Genomic DNA, 22451 nt, shown 5'->3' with positions numbered 1-22451 from the left:
TTGCGCATGGCGCATAGCACTGCATGTGAGGCAACAGCGATTCCCGCGCGGGTCCCTCCTCTGGACTCCTTGACAAGGGTTTGCGGGCGCCCTCAAACTGACGTTGCGTTCAACGCAATCCGTTTCGCTATACGCACCGAGGTGTCATGATGATTCCCGCGTGCCGTCTCGTGGACCTTCCCCGAGGCGAGGCCTACCGGCTCGACATCGATCCGCCGGTCTCGGTGTTCCACACCGACGACGGCGAGGTCTTCGCCATCGACGACACCTGCACCCATCAGGACGCCTCGCTCGCCGACGGCTGGCTGGAGGGCTGCGAGGTGGAATGCCCGCTGCACGCCTCGAAGTTCGACCTGCGGACGGGTGCTGTGGACGCCCCGCCGGCCAAGCGCCCGGTCCGCACCCACGAGGTCCACGTCGAGGACGGCATGATCTACGTCCGGCTGTCCCTGGACGCCCCCAACCTGCCGCCCTGCGTGACGGCCCGGCTCGCCGGCGGACCCGCGTGAGGACCGTCGCCGTGGTCGGCGCCTCGCTCGCCGGTCTCTCGGCAGCGCGCTCGCTGCGCAAGCAGGGCTACGACGGACGGCTCGTCGTCATCGGCGACGAACTCCACCGCCCCTACGACCGGCCCCCGCTGTCCAAGGAGTTCCTGGCCGGCTCCCTGGCCGAGGCGGACCTCGCACTGGAGCCCGACGACGAGGACCTGCGGGTGCAGTGGCTGCTCGGTGTCCGTGCCGTCGGTCTCGACGCCCCGCAGCGCGCCGTACGGCTCGCCGACGGCAGCGAGGTACGGGCGGACGGCGTCGTCATCGCGACCGGCGCCGCCGCCCGGACCCTGCCCGGCGCGGACGCCCTGGCCGGGGTGCACACCCTGCGCACCCTGGACGACGCGCGCGCCCTGCGCGACGAACTGGCCCTCGGGGGCAGGCTGGTGGTGATCGGCGGCGGCTTCATCGGCGCCGAGGTCGCCTCCACCGCGTACGCCCTCGGACTCGACGTGACCGTCGTGGAAGCGGCCCCGACCCCCCTGGCCGGACCGCTCGGCGAGACCATGGGCGGGATCGTCTCCGCCCTCCACGCCGACCACGGCGTACGGCTGCTGTGCGGGACGGGCGTGAAGGGACTGAGCGGCGCGAGCCGTGTCGAGGCCGTCCTGCTGGCGGACGGCCGCAGCGTCCCCGCCGACATCGTGGTCGTGGGGGTCGGCGCCCGTCCGTGCGTCGAGTGGCTGGCGGGCTCCGGCGTCGAACTCGACGACGGCGTCAAGTGCGGCGCCGACGGCCGCACCGGCCTGCCCGGCGTGGTCGCGGTCGGGGACTGCGCCTCCTGGTACGACCCGCGCGCGGGCCTGCACCGCCGCGTCGAGCACTGGACCGGCGCCCGGGAGCGGCCCGAGGCGGCAGTGACCGCCCTCCTGGTGGGCGGCGCGGTGGAACCGAGCGCGCCGAGGCCGCCGTACTTCTGGTCGGACCAGTACGGCGTGAAGATCCAGTTCGCCGGTCACGCGGCCGCCGCCGACAGCGTGACGATCGAGGAGGGCGCCCGGGACGACCGCAACGTCCTGGCCGTCTACCGGCGTTCCGGGCATCCGGTCGCCGTGCTCGGGATGAACCAGCCGCGGCTGTTCACGCGCTGGCGCAAGCAGCTCGCCGCCGCGGCCTGACAGCACCGTCGCTGTCGCTCCGTCTCCCACGCCGTCCGCTCTTCCCGGCGTGCATCACCGGCCCACGACGTTCCCCGAGGAGTGCCCTGTGACCTCGACCAGCCTGCCGGACAGCCTGATCGCCACCCTCCCCGGCGCCTCCTACACGGATGCCGGGATCTTCGCCCAGGAGCAGGAGCGCATCTTCGAAGCGATGTGGTTCTGCGCCGTCCGCGCCTCGGACCTGCCCCGCCCGGGCGCCTTCAGGACCGTGGAGGTGGGCCGCGAGAGCATCCTGATCACGCGGGCCCGGGACAACTCGATCCGCGCCTACTTCAATGTGTGCCGGCATCGGGGCGCCAAGCTGTGCACCGAGGAGTCCGGCGAGGTCAAGCGTGCCTTCCAATGCCCGTACCACGCCTGGACGTACGACCTGACCGGCAAGCTCGTCGCCGCGCCCAACCTGACCAAGATGCCGGACGTGGGCCGCACCGAGTACGGCCTGGCGAGTGTCGCGGTGCGCGAGTGGCTGGGCTATGTGTGGGTGTGCCTCGCGGAGGACCCGCCGCCCTTCGACGAGGTCGTCCAGGACGTGATCGCGCGCCTCGGCGACACCGAGTCGATCGAGCACTACGACATCGCGGGGCTGGAGGTCGGCCGGCGGATCGTCTATGACGTGAAGGCCAACTGGAAGCTGATCGTCGAGAACTTCATGGAGTGCTACCACTGCGCGACGATCCACCCGGAACTCACCGAGGTGCTCCCGGAGTTCGCCGACGGATACGCGGCCCAGTACTACGTGGGGCACGGCGCGGAGTTCGGCGAGGACGTCAGGGGGTTCACCGTCGACGGCTCGGAGGGGCTGGACCGGATTCCCGGGGTCTCCGAGGACCAGGACCGCCGCTATTACGCGATCACCGTGCGCCCGCAGGTGTTCGTCAACCTCGTGCCCGACCATGTGATCTTCCACCGGATGTACCCGGTGGCGGCCGACCGCACGATCGTCGAGTGCGACTGGCTGTATCTGCCCCAGGTCGTGGCGAGCGGCAAGGACGTCAGCCGGTCGGTGGAGCTCTTCGACCGCGTCAACCGGCAGGACTTCGACGCGTGCGAGCGCACCCAGCCCGGGATGAGCTCACGGCTGTACGCCAAGGGCGGCGTCCTGGTGCCCAGCGAGCACCACATCGCCGAGTTCCACGACTGGGTCCAGGCCCGGTTGGGGGTCGGGGTCGGTCCGGCTGACGGGGCTCAGCCCAGGTAACCCATGCGGTGGCTGATCTCCTCGGCACCCTTGACCAGGACCGGGGCGAGTTCGTGCAGGCGCTCCTCGGAGAGCCGGTACGAGGGCCCTGAGGCGCTGAGCGCCGCTATGACCTCCCCGTCCCGGTCGCGGACCGGTGCGGCCATGGCGTGCAGGCCGAGCTCCAGCTCCTCCAGGGCCCAGGCGTAACCCCGCTCCCGGGCCTCGGCGAGGTTCTTCTCGAGCTTCGTCTTGGCGGTGATGGTGCGCGGGGTGACCTTCTTCAGGCTGGTCTCCGTCAAGAGCGCGGCGCGCTGCTCGGCGGACAGGTGGGCCAGCAGGATCTTGCCGCTCGACGTGGCGTGCAACGGCGTCAGCTGGCCGACCCAGTTCTGCGCGGTGACGGCACCCGGGCCGCGCACCTGGTAGAGGTTGACCGCGTAGCGCTCCTGCATCACGGCGACGTTCACGGTCTCGCCGAGCTCCTCGGCAAGGTCCTCGCAGACGGGGCGGCTCTGCTGGGTGATGTCGATGCGTCCGGTGACCGCGCCGGCCAGGCGCACGATGCCGAAACCGAGGCGGTACTTGCCGCGCTCACCCGCCTGTTCCACCAGACCGCGCGCCTCCAGCGCACCGAGCAGCCGGAACGCCGTGGACTTGTGAACGTCGATTTCGGCGGCCACCTCGCTCACGCCGGCCTCGCCGCGCCGGGCCAGGATCTCCATCACGTGAATGGCCCGGTCGACGGACTGCACCCCGCCGCTCGACGACCCTGTCGTTTCGTTATCCGGGTTGTAGTTGCTCACAACGCAACTATACGGCGAGTAAAAAACAAGGGTGGGAGTTGTTTCGCGGACCCGGTGCATGTGTCGTGGAGGTTGCGTGCTTCGCAACCTGGTGCGTATCGCGCTACCCGTACTACCATGCCGCGCATATCTACGGCGCGAGCGAGACGAGGCATCATGGCTCCTCAGCAGTACGACTTCGTCATCGTCGGTGGTGGATCGGCCGGCAGCGCACTGGCCAACCGGCTCTCCGCCGACCCCGGCAACCGCGTGCTGGTCCTGGAGGCCGGCCGGCCCGACTACCCGTGGGACGTCTTCATCCACATGCCCGCGGCGCTGACCTACCCGATCGGCAGCCGCTTCTACGACTGGAAGTACGAGTCCGAGCCCGAGCCGCACATGGGCGGCCGGCGCGTCTACCACGCCCGTGGCAAGGTGCTGGGCGGCTCCAGCAGCATCAACGGCATGATCTTCCAGCGCGGCAACCCCATGGACTACGAGCGCTGGGCCGCCGATCCCGGCATGGAGACCTGGGACTACGCGCACTGTCTGCCGTACTTCAAGCGCATGGAGAACTGTCTCGCGGCCGACCCCGACGACGAGTTCCGCGGCCACGACGGCCCGCTCGTCCTGGAGCGCGGCCCGGCCGCCAACCCGCTCTTCGGCGCCTTCCTCAAGGCCACCGAGGAGGCGGGCTACGCGCCGACCGACGACGTCAACGGCTACCGGCAGGAAGGCTTCGCCAAGTTCGACCGCAACGTCCACCACGGACGCCGCCTTTCGGCCTCCAAGGCCTATCTGAAGCCCGCCAGGAAGCGCCCCAACCTCACGGTCACCACCCGTGCCCTCGTCACCCGCGTCCTGTTCGAGGGCAAGCGGGCCGTCGGCGTCGAGTACCGCCGGGGCAAGGGCGCGCCGCAGCAGGTGCGTGGCAAGGAGGTCATCCTCTGCGGCGGCGCGATCAACTCCCCGCAACTGCTCCAGCTCTCCGGCGTCGGCAACGCCGGGGAACTGCGCGCCCTCGGCATCGACGTCGTGCACGACCTGCCGGGCGTCGGCGAGAACATGCAGGACCACCTGGAGGTGTACATCCAGTACGCCTGCAAGCAGCCCGTCTCCATGCAGCCGTACCTCGCCAAGTGGCGTGCCCCCTTCATCGGCCTGCAGTGGCTCTTCCGCAAGGGCCCCGCCTCGACCAACCACTTCGAGGCAGGCGGGTTCGCCCGCAGCAACGAGGACGTGGACTATCCCAACCTGATGTTCCACTTCCTGCCCATCGCGGTCCGCTACGACGGCTCCGTGCCCGCCGGCGGACACGGCTACCAGGTGCACGTGGGGCCCATGTACTCCGACGCCCTCGGCTCGGTGAAGATCAGGAGCAGGGACCCGCAGGAGCACCCGGCTCTGCGCTTCAACTACCTGTCCACCGAGCAGGACCGCCGCGAGTGGGTCGAGGCGATCCGCGTCGCGCGCAGGCTGCTCAACCAGCCCGCCCTCGCCCCCTACAACGGCGGGGAGATCTCGCCCGGCCCGTCCGTCGAGACCGACGAGGAGATCCTCGCCTGGGTCGCCAAGGACGGCGAGACCGCCCTCCATCCCTCCTGCACCTGCAAGATGGGCACCGACGAGATGGCCGTCGTGGACCCCGAGAGCCTGCGCGTGCACGGAGTCGAGGGGCTGCGGGTCGTCGACGCGTCGGTGATGCCCTATGTCACCAACGGAAACATCTACGCGCCGGTGATGATGATCGCGGAGAAGGCGGCCGACCTCATCCTCGGCAAGGAGCCGCTCGCGCCGTCCGACGCCGTGTACTACCGGCACCGGGACTCCCGGACACAGGCCGGGTAACGCGGATTTATCACGGGGCCGCTTGTCCCGGAAACCGGCCGGGGTCGGGCTGCGCGCAAGCCGCCCGTGTACCCAAACCGTCATCCTCCAACCCCTTGACGTGGGTTGCCGCAGTCTCCAGAGTGTTCCACCACAAGCAATGCGATGCGTCATGCGCAACGAAATCGCTCGAAGGGCTCCCGACGTGGCAGACCTGTACGTGGACGGTGAATGGCGGGAGCCGGTGGCCGGAGGCCGCCGGGAGATCCGATGTCCCGCCGACGGAACGCTCTCCGCCACCGTGTCCGAGGGGACCCGCGCCGACACCGAGGCGGCCGTCGAGGCCGCCCGCCGGGCCTTCGACGAAGGGCCCTGGCCGCTCACCCCCGAGCGGGAGCGGGGCGCCCTGCTGCTGCGCACCGCCGACCTGATCCAGCGCGACGCCAAGGAGTTCGCCCGCGCCGAGTCGCTGGACACCGGCAAGCGGCTGGTGGAGAGCGAGTACGACATCGACGACGTCGTCTCCTGTCTTCGCTACTACGGCGGGCTCGGCGGCACCGACGCCGGCCGCGTGATAGACACCGGCCGGGACGACGCCGTCAGCCGCGTGGTCCACGAGCCGATCGGGGTGTGCGGTCTGATCACACCGTGGAACTACCCACTTCTGCAAGCCAGTTGGAAGGTCGCCCCGGCCCTTCTTGCCGGAAACACGATCGTCCTCAAGCCCAGTGAGCTCACCCCTTCCACCGCGATCCTGCTGATGAAGGTGCTGGAGGAGGCCGGACTGGCCGCCGGTGCGGCCAACCTCGTCCTCGGCACCGGACCCGAAGTGGGCGCCCCGCTCTCCGAGGACCCCCGGGTCGACATGGTCTCCTTCACCGGAGGCGTGGAGACCGGCAAACGGATCATGGCCACCGCCGCCGCGACCGTGAAGAAGGTCGCGCTGGAACTCGGCGGCAAGAACCCCAATGTCGTCTTCGCCGACGCCGACTTCGAGACGGCCGTGGACTTCGCGCTCACGGCCGTCTTCCTGCACTCCGGGCAGGTCTGCTCGGCCGGTGCCCGGCTGATCGTCGAGGACTCGCTGCACGACCGCTTCGTCGACGAGGTCGTCCGCCGCGCCCGGCAGATCCGCCTCGGCGGGCCCTTCGACCCCGAGGCCGAGACCGGGGCGCTGATCTCGGCGCAGCACCTGGAGAAGGTCGAGGCGTATGTGGCGGCGGGCCTGGAAGAGGGTGCCGTACTGCGCTGTGGTGGCGAACGGCCCGCGGACCCGGCCCTCGCGAACGGCCATTACTACCCGCCCACCGTGCTCGACGAGTGCCGGCAGGACATGCGGGTGGTGCACGAGGAGTCCTTCGGGCCGGTGCTGACCGTGGAGCGCTTCTCCGGTGAGGACGACGCCGTCCGCATCGCCAACGACACCGAGTACGGCCTCGCCGGGGCGGTCTGGACGCAGGATGCCGGGAAGGCCCAGCGGGTCGCCCGCCGGCTGCGGCACGGCACGGTGTGGATCAACGACTACCACCCCTATGTGCCACAGGCGGAGTGGGGTGGCTTCGGGCACTCCGGTGTGGGCCGGGAACTGGGACCGACCGGCCTCGACGAGTACCGCGAATCCAAGCACATCTGGCAGAACATCCAACCCCGGCCGCAGCACTGGTTCCGCGGCTGAACGCCGAGAAGAGGTCGACCATGACCCCAACCCAGACCGAGGTGCCGCCGCGCCGCGGCACCCCCGAGGACGCGGCCTCCACGCCCGTCATATCCGTACGCGGGCTGTGGAAGGTGTTCGGGCCGAAGGCGGACCAGGTACCGGACTCCGAGGAGCTGCGCGGGCTCACCCGCCGCGAACTCATGGACCGCGCCGGCTGCACCGCCGCCGTGCGGGACGTGAGCTTCGACGTCGCGCCCGGCGAGGTCTTCGTCGTCATGGGACTGTCCGGCTCCGGCAAGTCCACCCTGGTGCGCTGTCTGACCCGGCTGATCGAGCCCACCGCCGGCCAGATCGTCTTCGAGGGCGAGGACATCCGGGACGCCGACGAGCGGCGGCTGCGTGAACTGCGGCGCAGCAAGTTCTCCATGGTCTTCCAGCACTTCGGTCTGCTGCCCCACCGCCGCGTCGTCGACAACGTGGCGTTCGGCCTGGAGATCCGCGGCATGGGCCGGGCCGAGCGCACCAGGCGGGCGCTGGAGGTCGTCGAACTCGTGGGCCTGTCGGGGTACGAGAACTCCTACCCCGACCAGCTCTCCGGCGGTATGCAGCAACGCGTGGGCCTGGCAAGGGCGTTGGCCGGAGATCCGGACGTCCTCCTCTTCGACGAGCCGTTCTCGGCGCTCGACCCGCTGATCCGCCGTGACATGCAGAGCGAGGTCATCCGGCTGCACCACGAGGTCGGCAAGACGATGGTGTTCATCACCCACGACCTCTCCGAGGCGCTGAAGCTCGGCGACCGCATCCTCATCATGCGGGACGGCAAGACGGTCCAGTGCGGCACCGGCGACGAACTCGTGGGCGCCCCCGCCGACGACTACGTCCGCGACTTCGTCAAGGACGTGCCGCGCGGCGATGTGCTGACCCTGCGCTGGATCATGCGTCCGGCCACTCCCGAAGACCCCCTGGACGGACCCGAGTTGGGCCCTGATGTGGTGGTGAAGGAGGCCACCCGGGCGGTGCTCGCGGCCGACAGGCCCGTCAAGGTCGTCGAGAACGGCAAGCTGATCGGCATCGTCGGCGACGAGGAGATCCTCGCGGTGGTCGCCGGGCAGGAAGGCGACGCGTGATGACCGTCGTCATGGAGAAACCCGAGAAGACAGAGGCCGTGGAACCGCCCGCGCCCGCCAAGGGCGCGCGCAAGGTCAGCCGGACCATGGCGATCGGCGCGATCCTGGTCGTCTGGCTGGTGCTGTTCGCCGTGCTGCGCGGAAAGCAGACCCTGACCCTGGCGGCGGCCGACCTCACCGATCTGCACCGGTGGCTCAACGACTTCAACGACTCCGTCGGCGCCAACCGGAACTCCAACCCGCTCTTCCTGTACTTCTTCAATGAGATCCGGCTGGTCATCGACACCCTGGTGACCTTCATCCAGCACCTGATCTCCCAGCCGTCCGGGGCTCGCCCGGTCCCGGAGATCGGCTGGCTCGGCGTCGTCGGCATCGCCGGCTACGTCTCCTGGGCCGTGGGCAACTGGCGGGTCGCGCTGCTGGCCGTTGCGGGGTTCACCTTCTTCGGGCTGCAGGGGCTGTGGCAGGAGAGCATGGACACCCTCTCCCTCACCCTCTCCGCGGTGTTCGTGGTCATGCTGTTCGCGATCCCGCTCGGGGTGTGGGCCGGACTGTCGGACCGCTTCAACCAGATCATGACGCCTTTCCTGGACTTCATGCAGACGATGCCGACCTTCGTCTACTTGGCACCGCTGACCCTGTTCTTCGAGATCGGCGGGGCCTCCGCCACCATCGCCACCGTGATCTACGCGGCCCCGCCGACGATCCGCATCACCGCGCACGGCATCCGCAATGTGTCGAAGACGACCGTCGAGGCGGCCGACTCACTGGGCGCCACGCGCCGCCAGTCGCTGCTGAAGGTCCTGCTGCCCATGTCCAAGCGGACCGTGGTGATGGGCGTCAACCAGACCATCATGGCCGCCCTGGCCATGGTGACCATCGCGGCGCTGATCAACGCGCCCGGCCTCGGCGTGACCGTCATCCAGGCGCTGCAGACGCTCGACGTCGGCACGGCCTTCAACGCGGGTCTCGCCATCGTGGTCATGGCGATCGTCCTGGACCGGGTCACGACCGCGGCCAGCGTCCGCGAGGAGAACGCACGGCGCTCCAAGAACCGCTTCGTGAAATGGCGGCGGCCACTGCTGGGAGCGGGCGCCGCGGTGACCGCGGTCCTGATCTACCTGTCGCGCACCTATCTGTGGGCGGCCGACTTCCCCGGCGACGGCACCGTCGGCGGCCACATCGCCCGCGCCGCGGACACCATGACCAACTGGGTGCAGGACAACATCTCGGGCCTGACCAACGACATCCGTGACGTCATCACCAACGGCCTGCTCAACCCGTTCCAGACCCTGGTCACCGACTCCCCGTGGTGGCTCATCGGAGTGGTGCTGGTCGCGCTGGCCGTGGTGCTGGGTGGCTGGAAGTCCGGGGTTACCACGGCCGTGTGCGTGGGCCTGCTGGTCGGCACCGGTATGTGGTCGGACGCCATGACGACGCTGGCCTCGACGTTCGTCGCGACCGTGCTGGTGATGATCCTCGGCCTCGTCTTCGGCACGTGGATGGGTCGCAGCATGCTCGTGGACCGGCTGATCCGGCCCACCCTGGACGCGGCCCAGGTCATGCCGCCCTTCGTCTACCTCGTGCCGTTCCTCGCTCTCTTCGGCCCCACGCGCTTCACGGCCATCGTCGCCGCGATCGTCTACGGGGCGCCCGTCGCCATGAAGATCATCGCCGACGGGATCCGGGCCGTCCCCGAGACCACCGTGGAGGCGGCCACCTCGGCCGGGTGCAACACCTGGCAGATCATCACCAAGGTTCAACTGCCGATGTCACGCAGTGCCCTGACACTTGCGACCAACCAGGGCCTGATCTACGTGCTGTCGATGGTTGTTGTGGGCGGCTTGGTAGGCGCGGGCGCCCTCGGCTACGACGTCGTGGCCGGATTCTCACAGGGGCAGCTGTACGGGAAGGGGCTGGCCGCGGGTCTGGCCATCGTCCTTCTCGGAGTCATGTTCGACCGGATCACTCAGTCAGCGGCGCGACGCGCGAGCGCATGACGCACATCGCGAACCCATAAGGAGCACGACATCATGGCAAGACACTGGCGAGCCGGCGCGGCCGGCCTGGCCGTCCTCGGCCTCACCCTCACGGCGTGCGGCGGGGCGAAAGTCGGCGACACCTCCTCGGGTTCCAACGACGCGGGAAGCTCCGGCAAGTGCGGCACGTTCAACCTCGCGGTCAACCCCTGGGTGGGCTACGAGGCCGACGCGGCGGTCGTCGCGTATGTCGCGCAGCACAACCTCGGCTGCACGGTCACCAAGAAGAATCTCAAGGAAGAGATCGCCTGGCAGGGCTTCGGCACCGGCGAGGTCGACGCGATCCTGGAGAACTGGGGCCACCCCGACCTGGTGAAGAAGTACATCGACCAGCAGAAGACCGCCGTGGACGCCGGCCAGACCGGCAACAAGGGGCTCATCGGCTGGTACGTGCCGCCGTGGCTGGCCAAGGCGCACCCCGACATCCTCGAGTGGAAGAACCTCAACAAGTACGCGTCGGAGTTCAAGACCTCCGAGTCGGGCGGCAAGGGCCAGCTCCTCGACGGCGACCCGTCGTACAACACCAACGACGAGGCGCTGGTGAAGAACCTGAAGCTGAACTTCAAGGTGGTGTACGCGGGCAGCGAGACAGCACTCATCCAGGCCTTCCGCACCGCCGAGAAGAACAAGCAGTGGGTGATCGGCTACTTCTACGAGCCGCAGTGGTTCCTGTCCGAGGTCCCGCTGAAGAAGGTCTCGCTGCCGAAGTACACGACCGGCTGTGACGCCGACCTGGCGAAGGTCGCCTGCGACTATCCCGTTTACAACCTCAACAAGATCGTCAGCGCGAAGTTCGCCAAGTCGGGCAGCCCCGCCTACAAGCTGGTGAAGAACTTCAACTGGACGAACGACGACCAGAACCAGGTCGCCGAGTACATCGCCCAGGACAAGATGACGGCCGACGCGGCGGCCAAGAAGTGGGTCGAGGCCAACAAGGGCAGGGTCGACGCCTGGCTCAAGTAGGAACTATGAATTGCCAAGCTGTGGCAAAAGCATTTCGGGGATGCGTGATGAACGTGCCTCCGGAGTAGGATCTTGTCCGGAATGACACGCCGCAAAGCAGAACCTGAATTCATTCGTCCCCGGGGAGGATTACGTCTTGGTGCGCATTTTCAAAATCGGTTCTCGGTCCGCTCGTAACGCGGCCGTCCTCGCAACCGCGGCCGCGGTTGCCCTGGGTGTGGCCAGTCCCGCCAATGCGGCGGCAAGCAACCGACTGGTCAATGGAAGCAAGTTGAAGGCAGGACAGTGCATCACCGATGGCCCCTCGAACAGGAAGGCCAAGTTCTGCGTCGGGAAGTCCTACAACATTTACATGACCTACAAGTCCCTGACCTGTACGATGTATGCGGCCAGCGGGCACCTCAGCGGCCCGTCTGCGTATGTACAGGTCGCAAAGAACGGTGATGTGCGGTTCTACCAGTATTCCGGTGGCCGGCTCCTGTGGCACTCCAAAACCTCGAAGTTCACGGGTGCGGACCTCGTCATCGGCAGTTCGAGGCCTGGTGACCAGGCGAAGCTTGGTGTGGATCAGCCCGGAAAGGCATTCTTCATCATCAAGGACTGCCCTTTCCATGACTGATCCTGGATTCACTGCGCGGCGCGCGCAGTAAGACGCCTGTGGTGTGGGCCGGCCCGGTTGTTCGGCGGGGTGCGAGATCCGTCGACGCCGGGCCCGTTCCGGTGGGCGGTTCAGCTCAGGACATGTACGCCAAGTCCAGTCCACGGTGCGGCGAGGGGGGCGTGCCTGAGGGGCAGGCCTACCTGGAAGACCCCGCGTTCGCTCAACTGCCGTCGGGGACGCCGACCACGACCGCTGCCTGGCTCACCTTCGCAGCCACCCCCTGCAACCGCACCCGCGCGGCAGGCCACGTCCTCTCCGCGTTCCACGCCAAGGCCCGCGTCGACACCACCCGCTGCCACCCTCCCTGCCCAGGTGCCGGTTCCACAAGGCCGTTGTTGTCGGTGCGATCGCCGCCGGCGGTGCCCGACGTTGCTCCCTGCGTGGCTGTCGAGAGGCTTTGAGGTCCGACACGGCTGCCCACAGCCGGAGCCGGACAGCGCCAGGACCGCTCCGTCACCCCCTTGCCCCGGAGCCGGCGAACTCCCTCGCACCGGCCTCCTCGATCGCACGAGGAAACCTTCCCGGCTACGTGACCACGTGCCACGAAGCCGGGACCCCACCCCCACCCGACCAAGATCACTCAACAGAAGTGACGTCACGCGGCGCAGAGTCGCCAACGCAGAGTCGCCAACACGGTGGGACATGCCCGGCGGGCGGGGGCGACCGTGCGCACAGTCCGCCGGGCACCGCCGTGTTCAGCACCCTTCTCCGACGCCGTTCTCCGGCGTCACGGAACCCTTGACACCCCCTCCCCGCGGCGGGCACATTGAGTTGCGCAGCCTGAATCGTGTTGCGTACAAAGCAACTTAACCGGAGGTGCGGCGATGGCGGGACCCCGAGTGGTCATCATCGGAGCGGGCGTCGTCGGCGCGGCACTGGCCGACGAGATCTCCGCGCGCGGCTGGACCGAGGTGACCGTCGTCGACCAGGGCCCGCTCCCGGCCACCGGCGGATCGTCCTCGCACGCCCCGGGCCTCGTCTTCCAGGCCAACTCCTCCAAGACCATGACCGAGCTGGCCCGCTACACCGTCGAGAAGTTCTGCTCCCTCGACGTGGACGGACAGCCCTGCTTCCTCCAGGTCGGCGGCCTGGAGGTGGCGACCACACCGGAACGCGTCACCGAACTCCACCGCCGGCACGGCTGGCTCACCTCCTGGGGCGTGGAGTCGCGGATCGTGACCGCCGACGAGTGCGTCGACCTGCACCCCCTGGTCAACCGCGACCGGGTCCTGGCCGGCCTGCACATCCCGACCGACGGCCTCGCCAAGGCCGTCCTCGCCGTCGAGGCGCAGATCCGCCGCGCCACCGAGCGCGGAGTGACCTTCCTGGCCCGCCACGAGGTCCTCGACGTCCTCCAGGCCGACGGTGAAGTGACAGGCGTCCGCACCGACCAGGGCGATCTGCAGGCCGACATCGTCGTGTGCTGCGCCGGCATCTGGGGCCCGAGGATCGCCCGCATGGCCGGCATGAACCTCCCGCTCACCCCGCTGGGTCACCAGCTCGCCTGGACCGGACCGGTCCCGGCGCTCGCGGGCCAGACCGAGGAGGCGGTGCGCCCGATCCTGCGTCACCAGGACGCCGACCTCTACTACCGCGACCGCCACGACACCCTCGGCATCGGCTACTACGGCCACCGTCCCATGCCCATCACCGCCGACGAGATCCTCTCCGTCGACGAGGCCGACGGGATGCCGTCGGTCCTGAAGTTCACCGAGGACGACTTCGCGGACGCCTGGACCGAGACCCAGTCACTGCTCCCCGCGACCCGCGAGGCCAAGGTCGAGGAGGGCATCAACGGCCTGTTCTCCTTCACGACCGACGGCCTGCCCCTCCTCGGCGAGTCCCCGGACGTCAAGGGCTTCTGGGTCGCCGAGGCCGTCTGGGTCACCCACTCCGCCGGCGTCGGCCGGGCCGTCGCCGAGTGGCTGGTCGACGGCCACTGCTCCTCCTTCGACCTCCACGAGTGCGACGTCAACCGCTTCGAACCGCACCAGCTCGCGCCGGAGTACGTACTGGCCCGCGACTGCCAGAACTTCGTCGAGGTCTACGACATCCTCCACCCGCTCCAGCCCTCCGGCGATCCCCGCCCGATCCGCACCAGCCCCTTCCACGCCCGCCAGCAGGAGCTGGGCGCCTTCTTCCTGGAGGCGAACGGCTGGGAGCGGCCGCACTGGTACGAGGCCAACGCGCACCTGGTGGAAGGCCGTTCGATCGTCACCCCCGACGACTGGGCCGCGCGGTACTGGTCGCCCATCGTCGGCGCCGAGGCCCAGGCCACCCGCGAGACCGTCGCCATGTACGACATGACGGCCCTCAAGCGCCTGGAGGTGAGCGGACGGGGAGCGGCCGACTTCCTGGAGCGGCTGTGCACCGGCAAGGTCGCCAAGTCCGTCGGCTCGGTGACGTACACCTTGCTCCTTGACGACGACGGGGGCATCCGCAGCGACATCACCGTCGCGCGGCTGGCCCCCGGCCTCTTCCAGGCCGGCGCCAACGGCAACCTCGACCTCGACTGGTTCACCCGCCACCTGCCCGCCGACGGCACGGTCCAGGTCCGGGACATCACCCCCGGCACCTGCTGCATCGGCCTGTGGGGACCGCTGGCCCGGGACGTCCTCCAGCCGCTCACGGACGAGGACTTCTCGGCGACCGGCCTGAAGTACTTCCGCGCCAAGCGCGCCCACATCGGGTCAGTCCCGGTGACGGCCATGCGCCTGTCGTACGTCGGCGAGCTCGGCTGGGAGCTGTACACCACCGCCGACCTCGGCCAGAAGCTGTGGGACACGCTGTGGCGGGCGGCCCGGCCGCTGGGCGGGATCGCCGCAGGCCGGGGCGCCTTCAACACCCTCCGCCTGGAGAAGGGGTACCGCTCCTTCGGCACCGACATGACCTACGAGCACGACCCCTACGAGGCCGGGGTCGCCTTCGCCGTCAAGGCCGACAAGGAGGACTTCGTCGGCAAGGCGGCACTGGAGCGCCGCAGGGCCGACGTACGGCGGAAGCTGACCTGCCTGACCATCGAGGACCCGCGGTCCGTCGTCATGGGCAAGGAGCCGGTGTACGACGGACAGCGCGCGGTCGGCTACGTCACCAGCGCGGCCTTCGGCCACACCATCGGCAAGGGCATCGCCTACGCCTGGCTGCCGGCGGAGCTCGCGGTGCCCGGCCGGGCGCTGCACATCGGCTACTTCGACCGGCGGGTGGAGGCGGTCGTGGCCGAGGAGCCGCTGTTCGACCCGGCGATGTCCCGGCTCCGGGGATGAGCGGGCGTCAGCCCAGGTGGCCGAGGCGGCGGCTGAGTTCGTCGGCGGCCGCCACCAGCACGGGTGCCAGCTCGTGCATCCGCTCCTCGGTGAGACGGAAGGCGGGACCCGAGGCGGTGAGGGCGGCGACGACCTTGCCGTCGCCGGAACGCACCGGCGCCGCCATGGCGTTGAGGCCCTCCTCGTACTCCTCGACCGTCATGGCGTAGCCCTGCTCGCGGACCCGGACCAGCTCCGCCTCCAGCGTCTCGGGGGAGGTCAGGGTGCGGGCCGTCATCCGTTCGAGACCGGCCGTGGCGACGAGCTCCGCCCGGCGCTTGTCCGTGAGATGGGCCAGCAGGACCTTGCCGCTGGACGTGCAGTGCATCGGCGTCAGCCGGCCGACCCAGTTCTGCGCGGTGATGGCGGACCGGCCGCGCACCTGGTCGAGGTTGATCACATGGTGGGACTCCAGGACCGCGATGTTCATCGTCTCGCCCAGTTGGTCGGCGAGGCGCTCGCAGATCCCGCGGCCGTACTTGGTGACGTCGATGCGCCCGGTCACCGCGCCGGCCAGCCGCACGATGCCGAAGCCGAGCCGGTACTTCCCGCGCTCGCCCTCCTGCTCGACCATCCCGTGCGCCTCCAGCGCGCCGAGCAGACGGAACGCGGTGGACTTGTGGACGTCGATCGCCTCGGCGACTTCACTGACGCCTGCCTCGCCGCGCTGGGCGAGGATCTCCAGCACGGTGACGGCCCGGTCGACGGACTGCACCCCGCCGCCGGACGCGCCCCCGGACTCGGTGCCGTTGTTGCTCATGGCGGAACCATATGCGAACAGGTCGGCCGTGGGGGGGGCGGGGGGGGGGGCCCGGGCCCCCCCCCCGGCGGGGCCGGCGCGGGGGGGGGGGGGGGCCCGGGTGAGGGGGGGGGGGGGGGGGGGGGGGCGGGGGCCCCCCCCGGCCCCCCCCACGGCGAGCGGCCGTCAGCGGGTGAGCGGCGCGACCGTGATCCGGTCGACGTTGGGCGCGTACGCCGTGGCGTTGGCCAGGGTGACGGTGTTGGTGCCCGCGGAGAGGGTCACCGGCACGGGCAGCTCCCAGTAGTTGTTCCAGCTGTAGTTGTTGCGGAACATGACCGTCCGGTCGGTTCCGTTGACGCTGATCCGGGCCGCGCGGGAGACCACGTTGGTGTTGTAGTTCCCGGAGCCGGCGACCTCGTTGTTGGCGTAGCGGACGTTCATGACGTAGCGCCCGGCACTCGCCGCGCTGACCTTGAAGGTGAGCGTGTTGTCCGCGCCGTTGCCGATGTAGCCGACGTACTTGCCGCCGGAGGCCCAGGTGTCCGAGGTGACCACGGCGGTCCCGGCGAGGGTGGCGTCCTCGGCCTGGTAGGAGGTCACGCCCGTGGTGTCGGCGCTCGCGGCGACGCGGAGGTCGCGCAGGGTCAGCGTGGCGGCGCCCGGCGCGGCGGCGGTGACGCGGTTGTTGCCCGCCGACAGGTACAGCCGTGAGGTCCTGGTGGTGGGCTTGCCGCCGGTGGAGGTCAGCTTCACGGCGGTGGCGCCGTCCAGGGAGAGCGTGCCGGTGCCGTGGGCGGAGTAGTCGGTGCGGACCGTGTAGTAGCCGTCGGTCGGGGCGTACACGTCGAAGATCGCCGAGTCCGCGCGGTCCAGGGTCAGGGAACCGGCGCCGGTGATGCCGGACGCGGAGTAGCCGTAGCCGGGCGTGCCGGTGACGTCGGTGTAGGCGGCCGGGTAGAGGGTCTCCGCGCTGGAGGCGGCGGTGAGGTCGACCTTGTCGAGGGTGACCTCGTTCGTGCCCTTGGCCAGGGCGATCGTGTGGCTGCCCGCGGTCAGGGACACCGAGGCGCGGGCGGTCGAGCGGTAGGTCCAGTTCAGGGTCGGCCCGTAGGTGACGGTCTGGGCGGCGGCGCCGTCCACGGTGAGGGTCTGGGTCGCCGGGCCGCCGGACTGGTTGCCGTAGAAGACGTCGAGGTCGTAGGTGCCCGTGGTGGGGACGTCCACCGTGAAGGCGACCTTGCTGGTCGGCTGGTTGAGGCTGCCGACGTCCTTGGTGCCCGAGGTGGCGTAGCCGTAGGCGTTGGACACCGAGCCCTGGGTGTAGACCGTGCCGCCGGTGATGGCGGCGTTCTCGGCCTCGTACGACGCCGACCAGGGGACGGAGGCCCGGGCGGGCGCGTCCTTGCCTGCCGGGTTGACGGTGACGCGGTAGGCCGACATCGGGTCGAGGCCGGTCAGCGGCACGGTGATGCTGCCGTCGGCGGCCACCTTGTAGGTGCCGCGGGCCAGGACCCGGGGCGCGGGCGCGCCGCCCTCGTAACCGCTCCAGGCGGTGCGCTCGACCGAGACGTCGACCTTGCGGCCGAAGGAGGCCGGGATGTGCTGGATCACGGTGTCGGCCGAGCCGGAGGTGCCGCCGCCGAGGAGCACCTGGGCCTGCTTGCGGCCGGTGTCGAGGGAGGCGATGCCCTGGAGCGTGTCGGTGGTGTTGGGCTGCGGCGGGGTCACCTTGGCGGTCTTGCCGCTCAGGCCCGCGTACCAGCGCATCAGCCACCAGTTGCCGTTCGGGATGTTGGTCTGGGCGACGTTGTCGTCCAGGTTCCCGGCGATGTCCCAGTACGCGAGGTCGGCGTCGACCTTGTTCCGCTCGAACATCGACATCCACTGGACCATCTGTCCCGGCACGGACAGGTCGCGGCGGTCGGCGTACTCGTTGATGTTGACCGGCCGGGGGCTGATGCCCGTCTTGGTCTCCAGGGTCCGGTAGGCGGCGAGGGTGGACTCGAAGTGCGCCAGGGAACCGGGGTCCAGCTCGTGCCAGGTGGTGACGTCCGGCAGGACGTCGTTGGCCTTCGCCCACGGGTAGAAGTCGCCCATGACGTGGGGGTCGTAGTGGGTCTCGTTGGGGCCGGCGATCCGGGCGTTCGGGATGATCGACCTGATCTTGTGGTAGACGGTCGCCCAGTCGCTCTCGAAGCTGCTCAGTGCCTTCGCGTAGGTCGCGGCGTCCGAACTGCCCAGCCCGGTGTACCAGTTGCCGTCCGGCTCGTTGAACGGCACCCACACGAACGCGGAGGCGTCCGGACGGGCCGCCACCTTGCGGACCATGGTGTCGACCTTGGCCAGGTAGTCGCTCAACCCGTTGCTCTCGTAAGGCCAGTTGGCGTAGACGTCCTGCATGTAGATCAGGTTGTCGCCGCCACCCGTACGCGCGAACTGGGACTGGACGACCAGCGCGTCGCCGTTGGGGTGCTGGGCCCCGTCCGGCGCCTTCTGGGCGATCGTCTTCAGATGCAGGGGCGCGACCACGCTGTCCCCGGGAACCCCGTCGTCACTGAGGCCGTACAGGGCGCCGTTGGCACCGTGCATGACCGCGCCGGTGGTGGTGCCCAGGTCGACCTTGAGCTGCGGGGCGGCGGCCTCGGCGGCGGGTGAGGCGAGGAAGGAGCCGACGAGTGCGGACACGGCCGCCGTGCCGACGAGGCCGACGAGGCGCCGGGTTCTGCGGGGGTTGCCGGGCAGGGTGGATGTAGGGGGTATGGCTGGCGTACGAGGCATGACGGACCTCCTCCTCCCGCACCGTTGCGGGAGGCTCGGACGGCTTCGGGGGTGGGTTACTTGACGGCGCCGCTGGTGATGCCGGAGACGATGCGGCGCTGGGCGATGACGAAGACGAGCACCATGGGGAGGCTCATCATCACGACGTAGGCGAAGATCAGATGCCAGTTGTTGAGGTACAGCTGGGCGCTGGCGACCTGGTAGAGGTTGAGCGGCAGGGTCGCCCTGTCTCCTCCGCCGAGGACGAAGAAGGCGTAGAAGATGTCGCTCCAGGCGAACAGCATCACCATGATCGTCGCGGTGGCGATGACCGGCCGCAGCAGCGGCAGGATGATGCGCCAGAAGACCCGCACCGGACCGGCTCCGTCCGTGCGCGCCGCCTCCTCCAACTCCTCGGGGAGCGCGCGGATGAACCCGGTCATGAAGAAGATCGACGTCGACAGGTACATCCCGGCGTAGACGCCGATCATGCCGGGCCGGGTGCCGGCCAGGCCGAGCTGGCGCAGCTCCATCACGATGGTGATCACCGCGGGCGGCAGCAGCAGTCCGCTGATGCTCAGCGCGTACAGGGCGTTGACCAGCCGCCCCTTGCGGCGGGCGAACACCCAGGCGGCACCGGCCCCGAGCAGCAGGACCAGGACGACCGAGGGGGCCACCACCAGAAGGCTGTTGACGAAGCCCTGGACGATCTTGCCCTCGTCGAAGGTCTGTTGGTAGTTCGCGGCGGCCTGGGCGTGGTGGGGCAGGGACAGGTTGGGCTTGATGGCCTCGGCCTGCGGCTTGACCGAGGTGACCGCAACCAGCCACAGCGGGATGCCGATGGTCACGGCGGCGATCAGCAGCACGACGACGGGCTGGACCCAGCGCCACGGGCGCCGGTGGACGGGCGCGAACGCGCCGACGGTGGTCACTGGTTGTTCTCCCTGCGGCGCAGACCGACGATGACGGGCACGGCGAGGACGACGACGATGAGGAACAGCACCAGGCTCATCGCGGAGGCCTGTGCGTAGAGCCCCTGACCGAAGATGCGGAACATGTAGATGTTGAACACCTCGGTCTCGCTGCCCGGTCCGCCCGCGGTGGTGGCCTGGACGATGTCGAAGGTGTTCATGGAGCCGATCAGCGCGGTGGTCACGTTGAACGTCACCGCCGGTGCCAGCAGCGGGAACCTGATCGACCAGAAGGTCCGCCAGCCACCGGCCCCGTCGATCCGGGCCGCCTCCAGCACGTCACCGGGCATGCTCTTCAGTCCCGCCAGATAGATCAGCATGGCCAGGCCCATCCACTTCCAGCCGTGGATGAGCGTGACGACGACCAGCGTCCAGGTGGTCGAGCCGAGCCAGGGTGTGTCGACGGGGTGACCCGCGAGCGAGGACAACACGCTGTTGAGCGCCCCGTCCTGGGCGAGCAGGGCCCGGAAGATGTAGCCCACCGCCAGGGCGGAGATCAGCACCGGCAGGAAGAACACCGCGCGGAAGAAGCGGTTGAAGCGGGTGTCGCGCTCCAGGAGCAGGGCGAGCCCGAGACCGAAGCCGTTCTGGAAGACGGCCACGAGGACCGCGTACTCCAGGGTGATGCGGATGTCCCGGACCATCGACCCGTCGTGCAGGATCGTGGAGAAGTTCGAGAAACCCACGAAGCCGATCTGCGGGTGGAACGCCGACCAGTCGGTGAACGGGTAGACGAAGTTCAGCAGGTTCGGCAGCAGGAAGAACACCCCGAACACGGCGAGCGCGGGCACCGCGAACCACCACGGCTGGCTGGCCCCGCGACGGGACCGTCCGCGCCGGCCGGGACGCGCGGCCCGGTCCGTTTCCTGCGTGCGCGTGGCGTCACCGACGCCGAGGGTGGCTGTTTCCGCCACGATTCAACCTCCGGTACGGGACCCCGGGCTCGCCGCCGACGGGCGGCCCGGGGATGGGGCTGGCTGAGGGTGTCCTGGGACCGGGGCCGCTCCGACCGGCGCCGCGAGGGAGGCGGGCCGGTCCGAGCGGGGTGCGGTGCGGTGCGGTGCGCCTGGACGCGGAGCGGAGGATGCCGAGACGCCTTCCGCTCGGGGACGCCTTCCGCTCCGGGACGCCTCCCGCTCCGAGACGCCTTCCGCTCGGGGACGCCTTCCGCTCCGAGACGCCTTCCGCTCCGGGACGCCCGGCGACGAGGCGGCTGAGGAGCACAGTCCGCCCGAGCGGTTGGAGCTCGTCCGCCGGGCCCGCTGCCGCCGGTGCGTCCCGCAAGGCACCCGCCAGAGCGTGGTGCCGGTCAGAAGCCGGAGACGCCGCGGGCCTTGAGGACCTGGTCGAACTGGTCCTCGGCGGCCTGGGCGACCTGCTTCGGGCTCTTCTTGCCGTAGATCATGTCGGCGAGGGCGAGGTGCATGTCGGGCGCGGTCAGCGCCTTGACCTGGAAGACCCCGGTGGCGGTGGAGAGCGCCTCGGCCTGGGCGACGGCGGTCTGCGGCAGCCCGGCGGGGTTGGGCACGGACGGCTGCACCGAGACGAGCTTGTTGGCCTTGATGTAGGCCGGGTAGTCCTTGCCGAGCCAGAAGGACAGGAACTGCCGGGCGGCGTTCTGACGCTTGTCGTCACCGGTGTTGAAGGCGACCACGCCGTTGGTCTGGTCGGGCGAGTACTCCGCCTTGGGGGCGCTGTTGGAGAGCGGGAACCAGCCCAGCTTCGCGTCGATGTCGGCGGTGCTGGCGGTCGCCTGGATCTCGGACTGGAGCGAGGTGACGTTGACGGCCATCGCGGCGCTGCCGTCCATGATCGCCTTGCCCTGGTCGACGAAGGTCGCGGTCTTGTAGTTCTTCTGCGCGAGACCGCCGTCGAGGACCTTCGTCTTGTACTTGGTGATGGCGTCGACGATGGTCTTGTTCGTCCAGGAGTCCTTGTTCTTGTTGAGGCTGTCCCAGAACGTCTGCGGCAGGTCCGTCATCTGGAGCTGCACCTGCCACTGCAGCGGCCACTTGTCGCCGCCGACCTCGAAGAAGGGGGCCACGCCCGCCTTCTCCTTGATGGTCTTCGCGTCGGCGAGCAACTCGTCGTAGCTGGTGGGCATCTTCGTGATGCCGGCCTTCTTGAAGACGGCCTTGTTGTAGTAGACGCCGAGCACCGCGGGGCTGGTGACGATGGCGGCGTAGCGGTGGCCGTCGACCTGGCCGAGGCTCTGCTCCGTCTTGCCGAGCTTGGAGACCCAGTCCTCCTTGTCGAGCTGGAGCAGGTTCTGCGCCGGCTGGATGAACGGCAGTGTGCTGCCCGTGGGCTGCCAGAACATCAGGTCCGGCTTGGTGCCCGAGGCGAGCTTGGTCGGCACGTTCGACTCGTACGGGTCGGGGATCACCTCGGTGGAGATCTTGGCCCCGGTGGCCTTCTCGAACGCCTCGATGGCCTGCTTGGGCTCGGCGACGCTGTTCTGGGCGACCCACATCGTGAGCGTGACGCCCTTCAGGGAGGCGGTGGCGTCGACCGACCCGGTGGGTGCGGCGCCGCTGCCGCCGGCGGTGCTGTCGCTGCACGCGGTGGCGGTCAGCCCGATGACACAGGCGGTGGCGAGGACGGAGAGGGCTCTTCTCATGGCGGGATCCTTGGTCGTACGGAGGGTGAGGGTGAGGGTGAGGCGGTGCTGCGGTGGGTGTGCGGTGCGGAACGGCGGAGGGCGGGCGACTGTCGGGGGCGTGAGGCCAGGTGCC

General features: G+C 69.5%; 16 protein-coding genes. 10 read left to right on the top strand and 6 right to left on the bottom strand.

Translation table 11 applies throughout. From position 1 onward, the window contains the following. Window positions 1-146: 146 nt before the first annotated feature. From ACFVYN_RS32470 to ACFVYN_RS32460, 3 genes are all read left to right on the top strand, one after another. Window positions 147-509 (top strand): bifunctional 3-phenylpropionate/cinnamic acid dioxygenase ferredoxin subunit, encoded by a 363-nt coding sequence (locus tag ACFVYN_RS32470; RefSeq protein ID WP_352386878.1) that lies wholly within the window; start codon window positions 147-149, stop codon window positions 507-509. Beyond that, window positions 506-1666, top strand: a complete 1161-nt coding sequence (locus ACFVYN_RS32465; protein WP_390005121.1) for an NAD(P)/FAD-dependent oxidoreductase — start codon at window positions 506-508, stop codon at window positions 1664-1666. Before ACFVYN_RS32470 ends, ACFVYN_RS32465 begins: the two co-directional genes overlap by 4 nt. An 88-nt stretch (window positions 1667-1754) precedes the next feature. Continuing rightward, window positions 1755-2906, top strand: coding sequence for an aromatic ring-hydroxylating dioxygenase subunit alpha (locus ACFVYN_RS32460; RefSeq protein ID WP_390005119.1), 1152 nt, complete (start codon window positions 1755-1757; stop codon window positions 2904-2906). Here ACFVYN_RS32460 and ACFVYN_RS32455 read toward each other — a convergent pair. Further along, complete coding sequence (locus tag ACFVYN_RS32455; RefSeq protein WP_390005141.1) at window positions 2894-3640, bottom strand: IclR family transcriptional regulator; 747 nt, start codon at window positions 3638-3640, stop codon at window positions 2894-2896. The two genes, ACFVYN_RS32460 and ACFVYN_RS32455, sit on opposite strands and share 13 nt — an antisense overlap. A gap of 207 nt (window positions 3641-3847) precedes the next feature. On the opposite strand from ACFVYN_RS32455, the gene betA reads away from it, so the two are divergent. From betA to ACFVYN_RS32420, 7 genes are all read left to right on the top strand, one after another. Further along, window positions 3848-5518, top strand: coding sequence for a choline dehydrogenase (betA, locus tag ACFVYN_RS32450; RefSeq protein WP_390005117.1), 1671 nt, complete (start codon window positions 3848-3850; stop codon window positions 5516-5518). 184 nt (window positions 5519-5702) lie between these two features. Continuing rightward, the gene (locus ACFVYN_RS32445) at window positions 5703-7172 is read left to right on the top strand and encodes an aldehyde dehydrogenase family protein (protein ID WP_390005114.1); all 1470 of its coding nucleotides are present in this window, start codon (window positions 5703-5705) and stop codon (window positions 7170-7172) included. Window positions 7173-7192: 20 nt separating this feature from the next. Continuing rightward, on the top strand, window positions 7193-8281 hold the full coding sequence (locus tag ACFVYN_RS32440) for a glycine betaine/L-proline ABC transporter ATP-binding protein (RefSeq protein WP_390005111.1): 1089 nt from the start codon (window positions 7193-7195) through the stop codon (window positions 8279-8281). Next, window positions 8281-10281, top strand: coding sequence for an ABC transporter permease (locus ACFVYN_RS32435; protein WP_390005109.1), 2001 nt, complete (start codon window positions 8281-8283; stop codon window positions 10279-10281). The genes ACFVYN_RS32440 and ACFVYN_RS32435 overlap by 1 nt, the downstream gene beginning before the upstream one ends. Before the next feature lie 33 nt (window positions 10282-10314). Beyond that, window positions 10315-11283, top strand: a complete 969-nt coding sequence (locus ACFVYN_RS32430) for an ABC transporter substrate-binding protein (protein WP_390005107.1) — start codon at window positions 10315-10317, stop codon at window positions 11281-11283. Between the two features lie 136 nt (window positions 11284-11419). Next, window positions 11420-11902 carry a hypothetical protein gene (locus ACFVYN_RS32425; RefSeq protein ID WP_390005104.1) on the top strand — a complete coding sequence of 161 codons (483 nt, stop codon included), beginning with the start codon at window positions 11420-11422 and terminating at the stop codon, window positions 11900-11902. Between the two features lie 866 nt (window positions 11903-12768). After that, entirely contained in the window at window positions 12769-15207 is a 2439-nt protein-coding gene (locus ACFVYN_RS32420; protein WP_390005102.1) for an FAD-dependent oxidoreductase, read from the top strand. Between the two features lie 7 nt (window positions 15208-15214). Here the strand turns inward: ACFVYN_RS32420 and ACFVYN_RS32415 are convergent, their stop codons facing one another. The 5 genes from ACFVYN_RS32415 to ACFVYN_RS32395 form a co-directional block, all read right to left on the bottom strand. After that, the gene (locus ACFVYN_RS32415) at window positions 15215-16006 is read right to left on the bottom strand and encodes an IclR family transcriptional regulator (RefSeq protein WP_390005099.1); all 792 of its coding nucleotides are present in this window, start codon (window positions 16004-16006) and stop codon (window positions 15215-15217) included. A gap of 165 nt (window positions 16007-16171) precedes the next feature. Continuing rightward, entirely contained in the window at window positions 16172-18766 is a 2595-nt protein-coding gene (locus ACFVYN_RS32410) for a CBM35 domain-containing protein (RefSeq protein ID WP_390005097.1), read from the bottom strand. Window positions 18767-18822: 56 nt separating this feature from the next. Then, on the bottom strand, window positions 18823-19677 hold the full coding sequence (locus ACFVYN_RS32405) for a carbohydrate ABC transporter permease (RefSeq protein WP_390005095.1): 855 nt from the start codon (window positions 19675-19677) through the stop codon (window positions 18823-18825). After that, on the bottom strand, window positions 19674-20630 hold the full coding sequence (locus ACFVYN_RS32400; RefSeq protein ID WP_390005092.1) for a carbohydrate ABC transporter permease: 957 nt from the start codon (window positions 20628-20630) through the stop codon (window positions 19674-19676). Before ACFVYN_RS32400 ends, ACFVYN_RS32405 begins: the two co-directional genes overlap by 4 nt. 395 nt (window positions 20631-21025) lie before the next feature. After that, complete coding sequence (locus tag ACFVYN_RS32395; RefSeq protein WP_390005090.1) at window positions 21026-22336, bottom strand: ABC transporter substrate-binding protein; 1311 nt, start codon at window positions 22334-22336, stop codon at window positions 21026-21028. Between the last annotated feature and the right edge of the window lie 115 nt (window positions 22337-22451).

The sequence above is a fragment of the Streptomyces sp. NPDC058307 genome, assembly GCF_042880295.1.
Classification (GTDB): domain Bacteria; phylum Actinomycetota; class Actinomycetes; order Streptomycetales; family Streptomycetaceae; genus Streptomyces.
The sequence above is the reverse complement of the archived record's forward strand: the minus strand, read 5'-3'. Positions and strand labels throughout refer to the sequence as shown.

Bases quoted from the DNA above. Each gene is read 5' to 3' on its own strand.
- ACFVYN_RS32470 (WP_352386878.1), top strand. From the start codon at position 147: ATGATGATTCCCGCGTGCCGTCTCGTGGACCTTCCCCGAGGCGAGGCC.
- betA (WP_390005117.1), top strand. From the start codon at position 3,848: ATGGCTCCTCAGCAGTACGACTTCGTCATCGTCGGTGGTGGATCGGCC.
- ACFVYN_RS32440 (WP_390005111.1), top strand. From the start codon at position 7,193: ATGACCCCAACCCAGACCGAGGTGCCGCCGCGCCGCGGCACCCCCGAG.
- ACFVYN_RS32435 (WP_390005109.1), top strand. From the start codon at position 8,281: ATGACCGTCGTCATGGAGAAACCCGAGAAGACAGAGGCCGTGGAACCG.
- ACFVYN_RS32430 (WP_390005107.1), top strand. From the start codon at position 10,315: ATGGCAAGACACTGGCGAGCCGGCGCGGCCGGCCTGGCCGTCCTCGGC.
- ACFVYN_RS32420 (WP_390005102.1), top strand. From the start codon at position 12,769: ATGGCGGGACCCCGAGTGGTCATCATCGGAGCGGGCGTCGTCGGCGCG.
- ACFVYN_RS32415 (WP_390005099.1), bottom strand. From the start codon at position 16,006: ATGAGCAACAACGGCACCGAGTCCGGGGGCGCGTCCGGCGGCGGGGTG.
- ACFVYN_RS32410 (WP_390005097.1), bottom strand. From the start codon at position 18,766: ATGCCTCGTACGCCAGCCATACCCCCTACATCCACCCTGCCCGGCAAC.
- ACFVYN_RS32395 (WP_390005090.1), bottom strand. From the start codon at position 22,336: ATGAGAAGAGCCCTCTCCGTCCTCGCCACCGCCTGTGTCATCGGGCTG.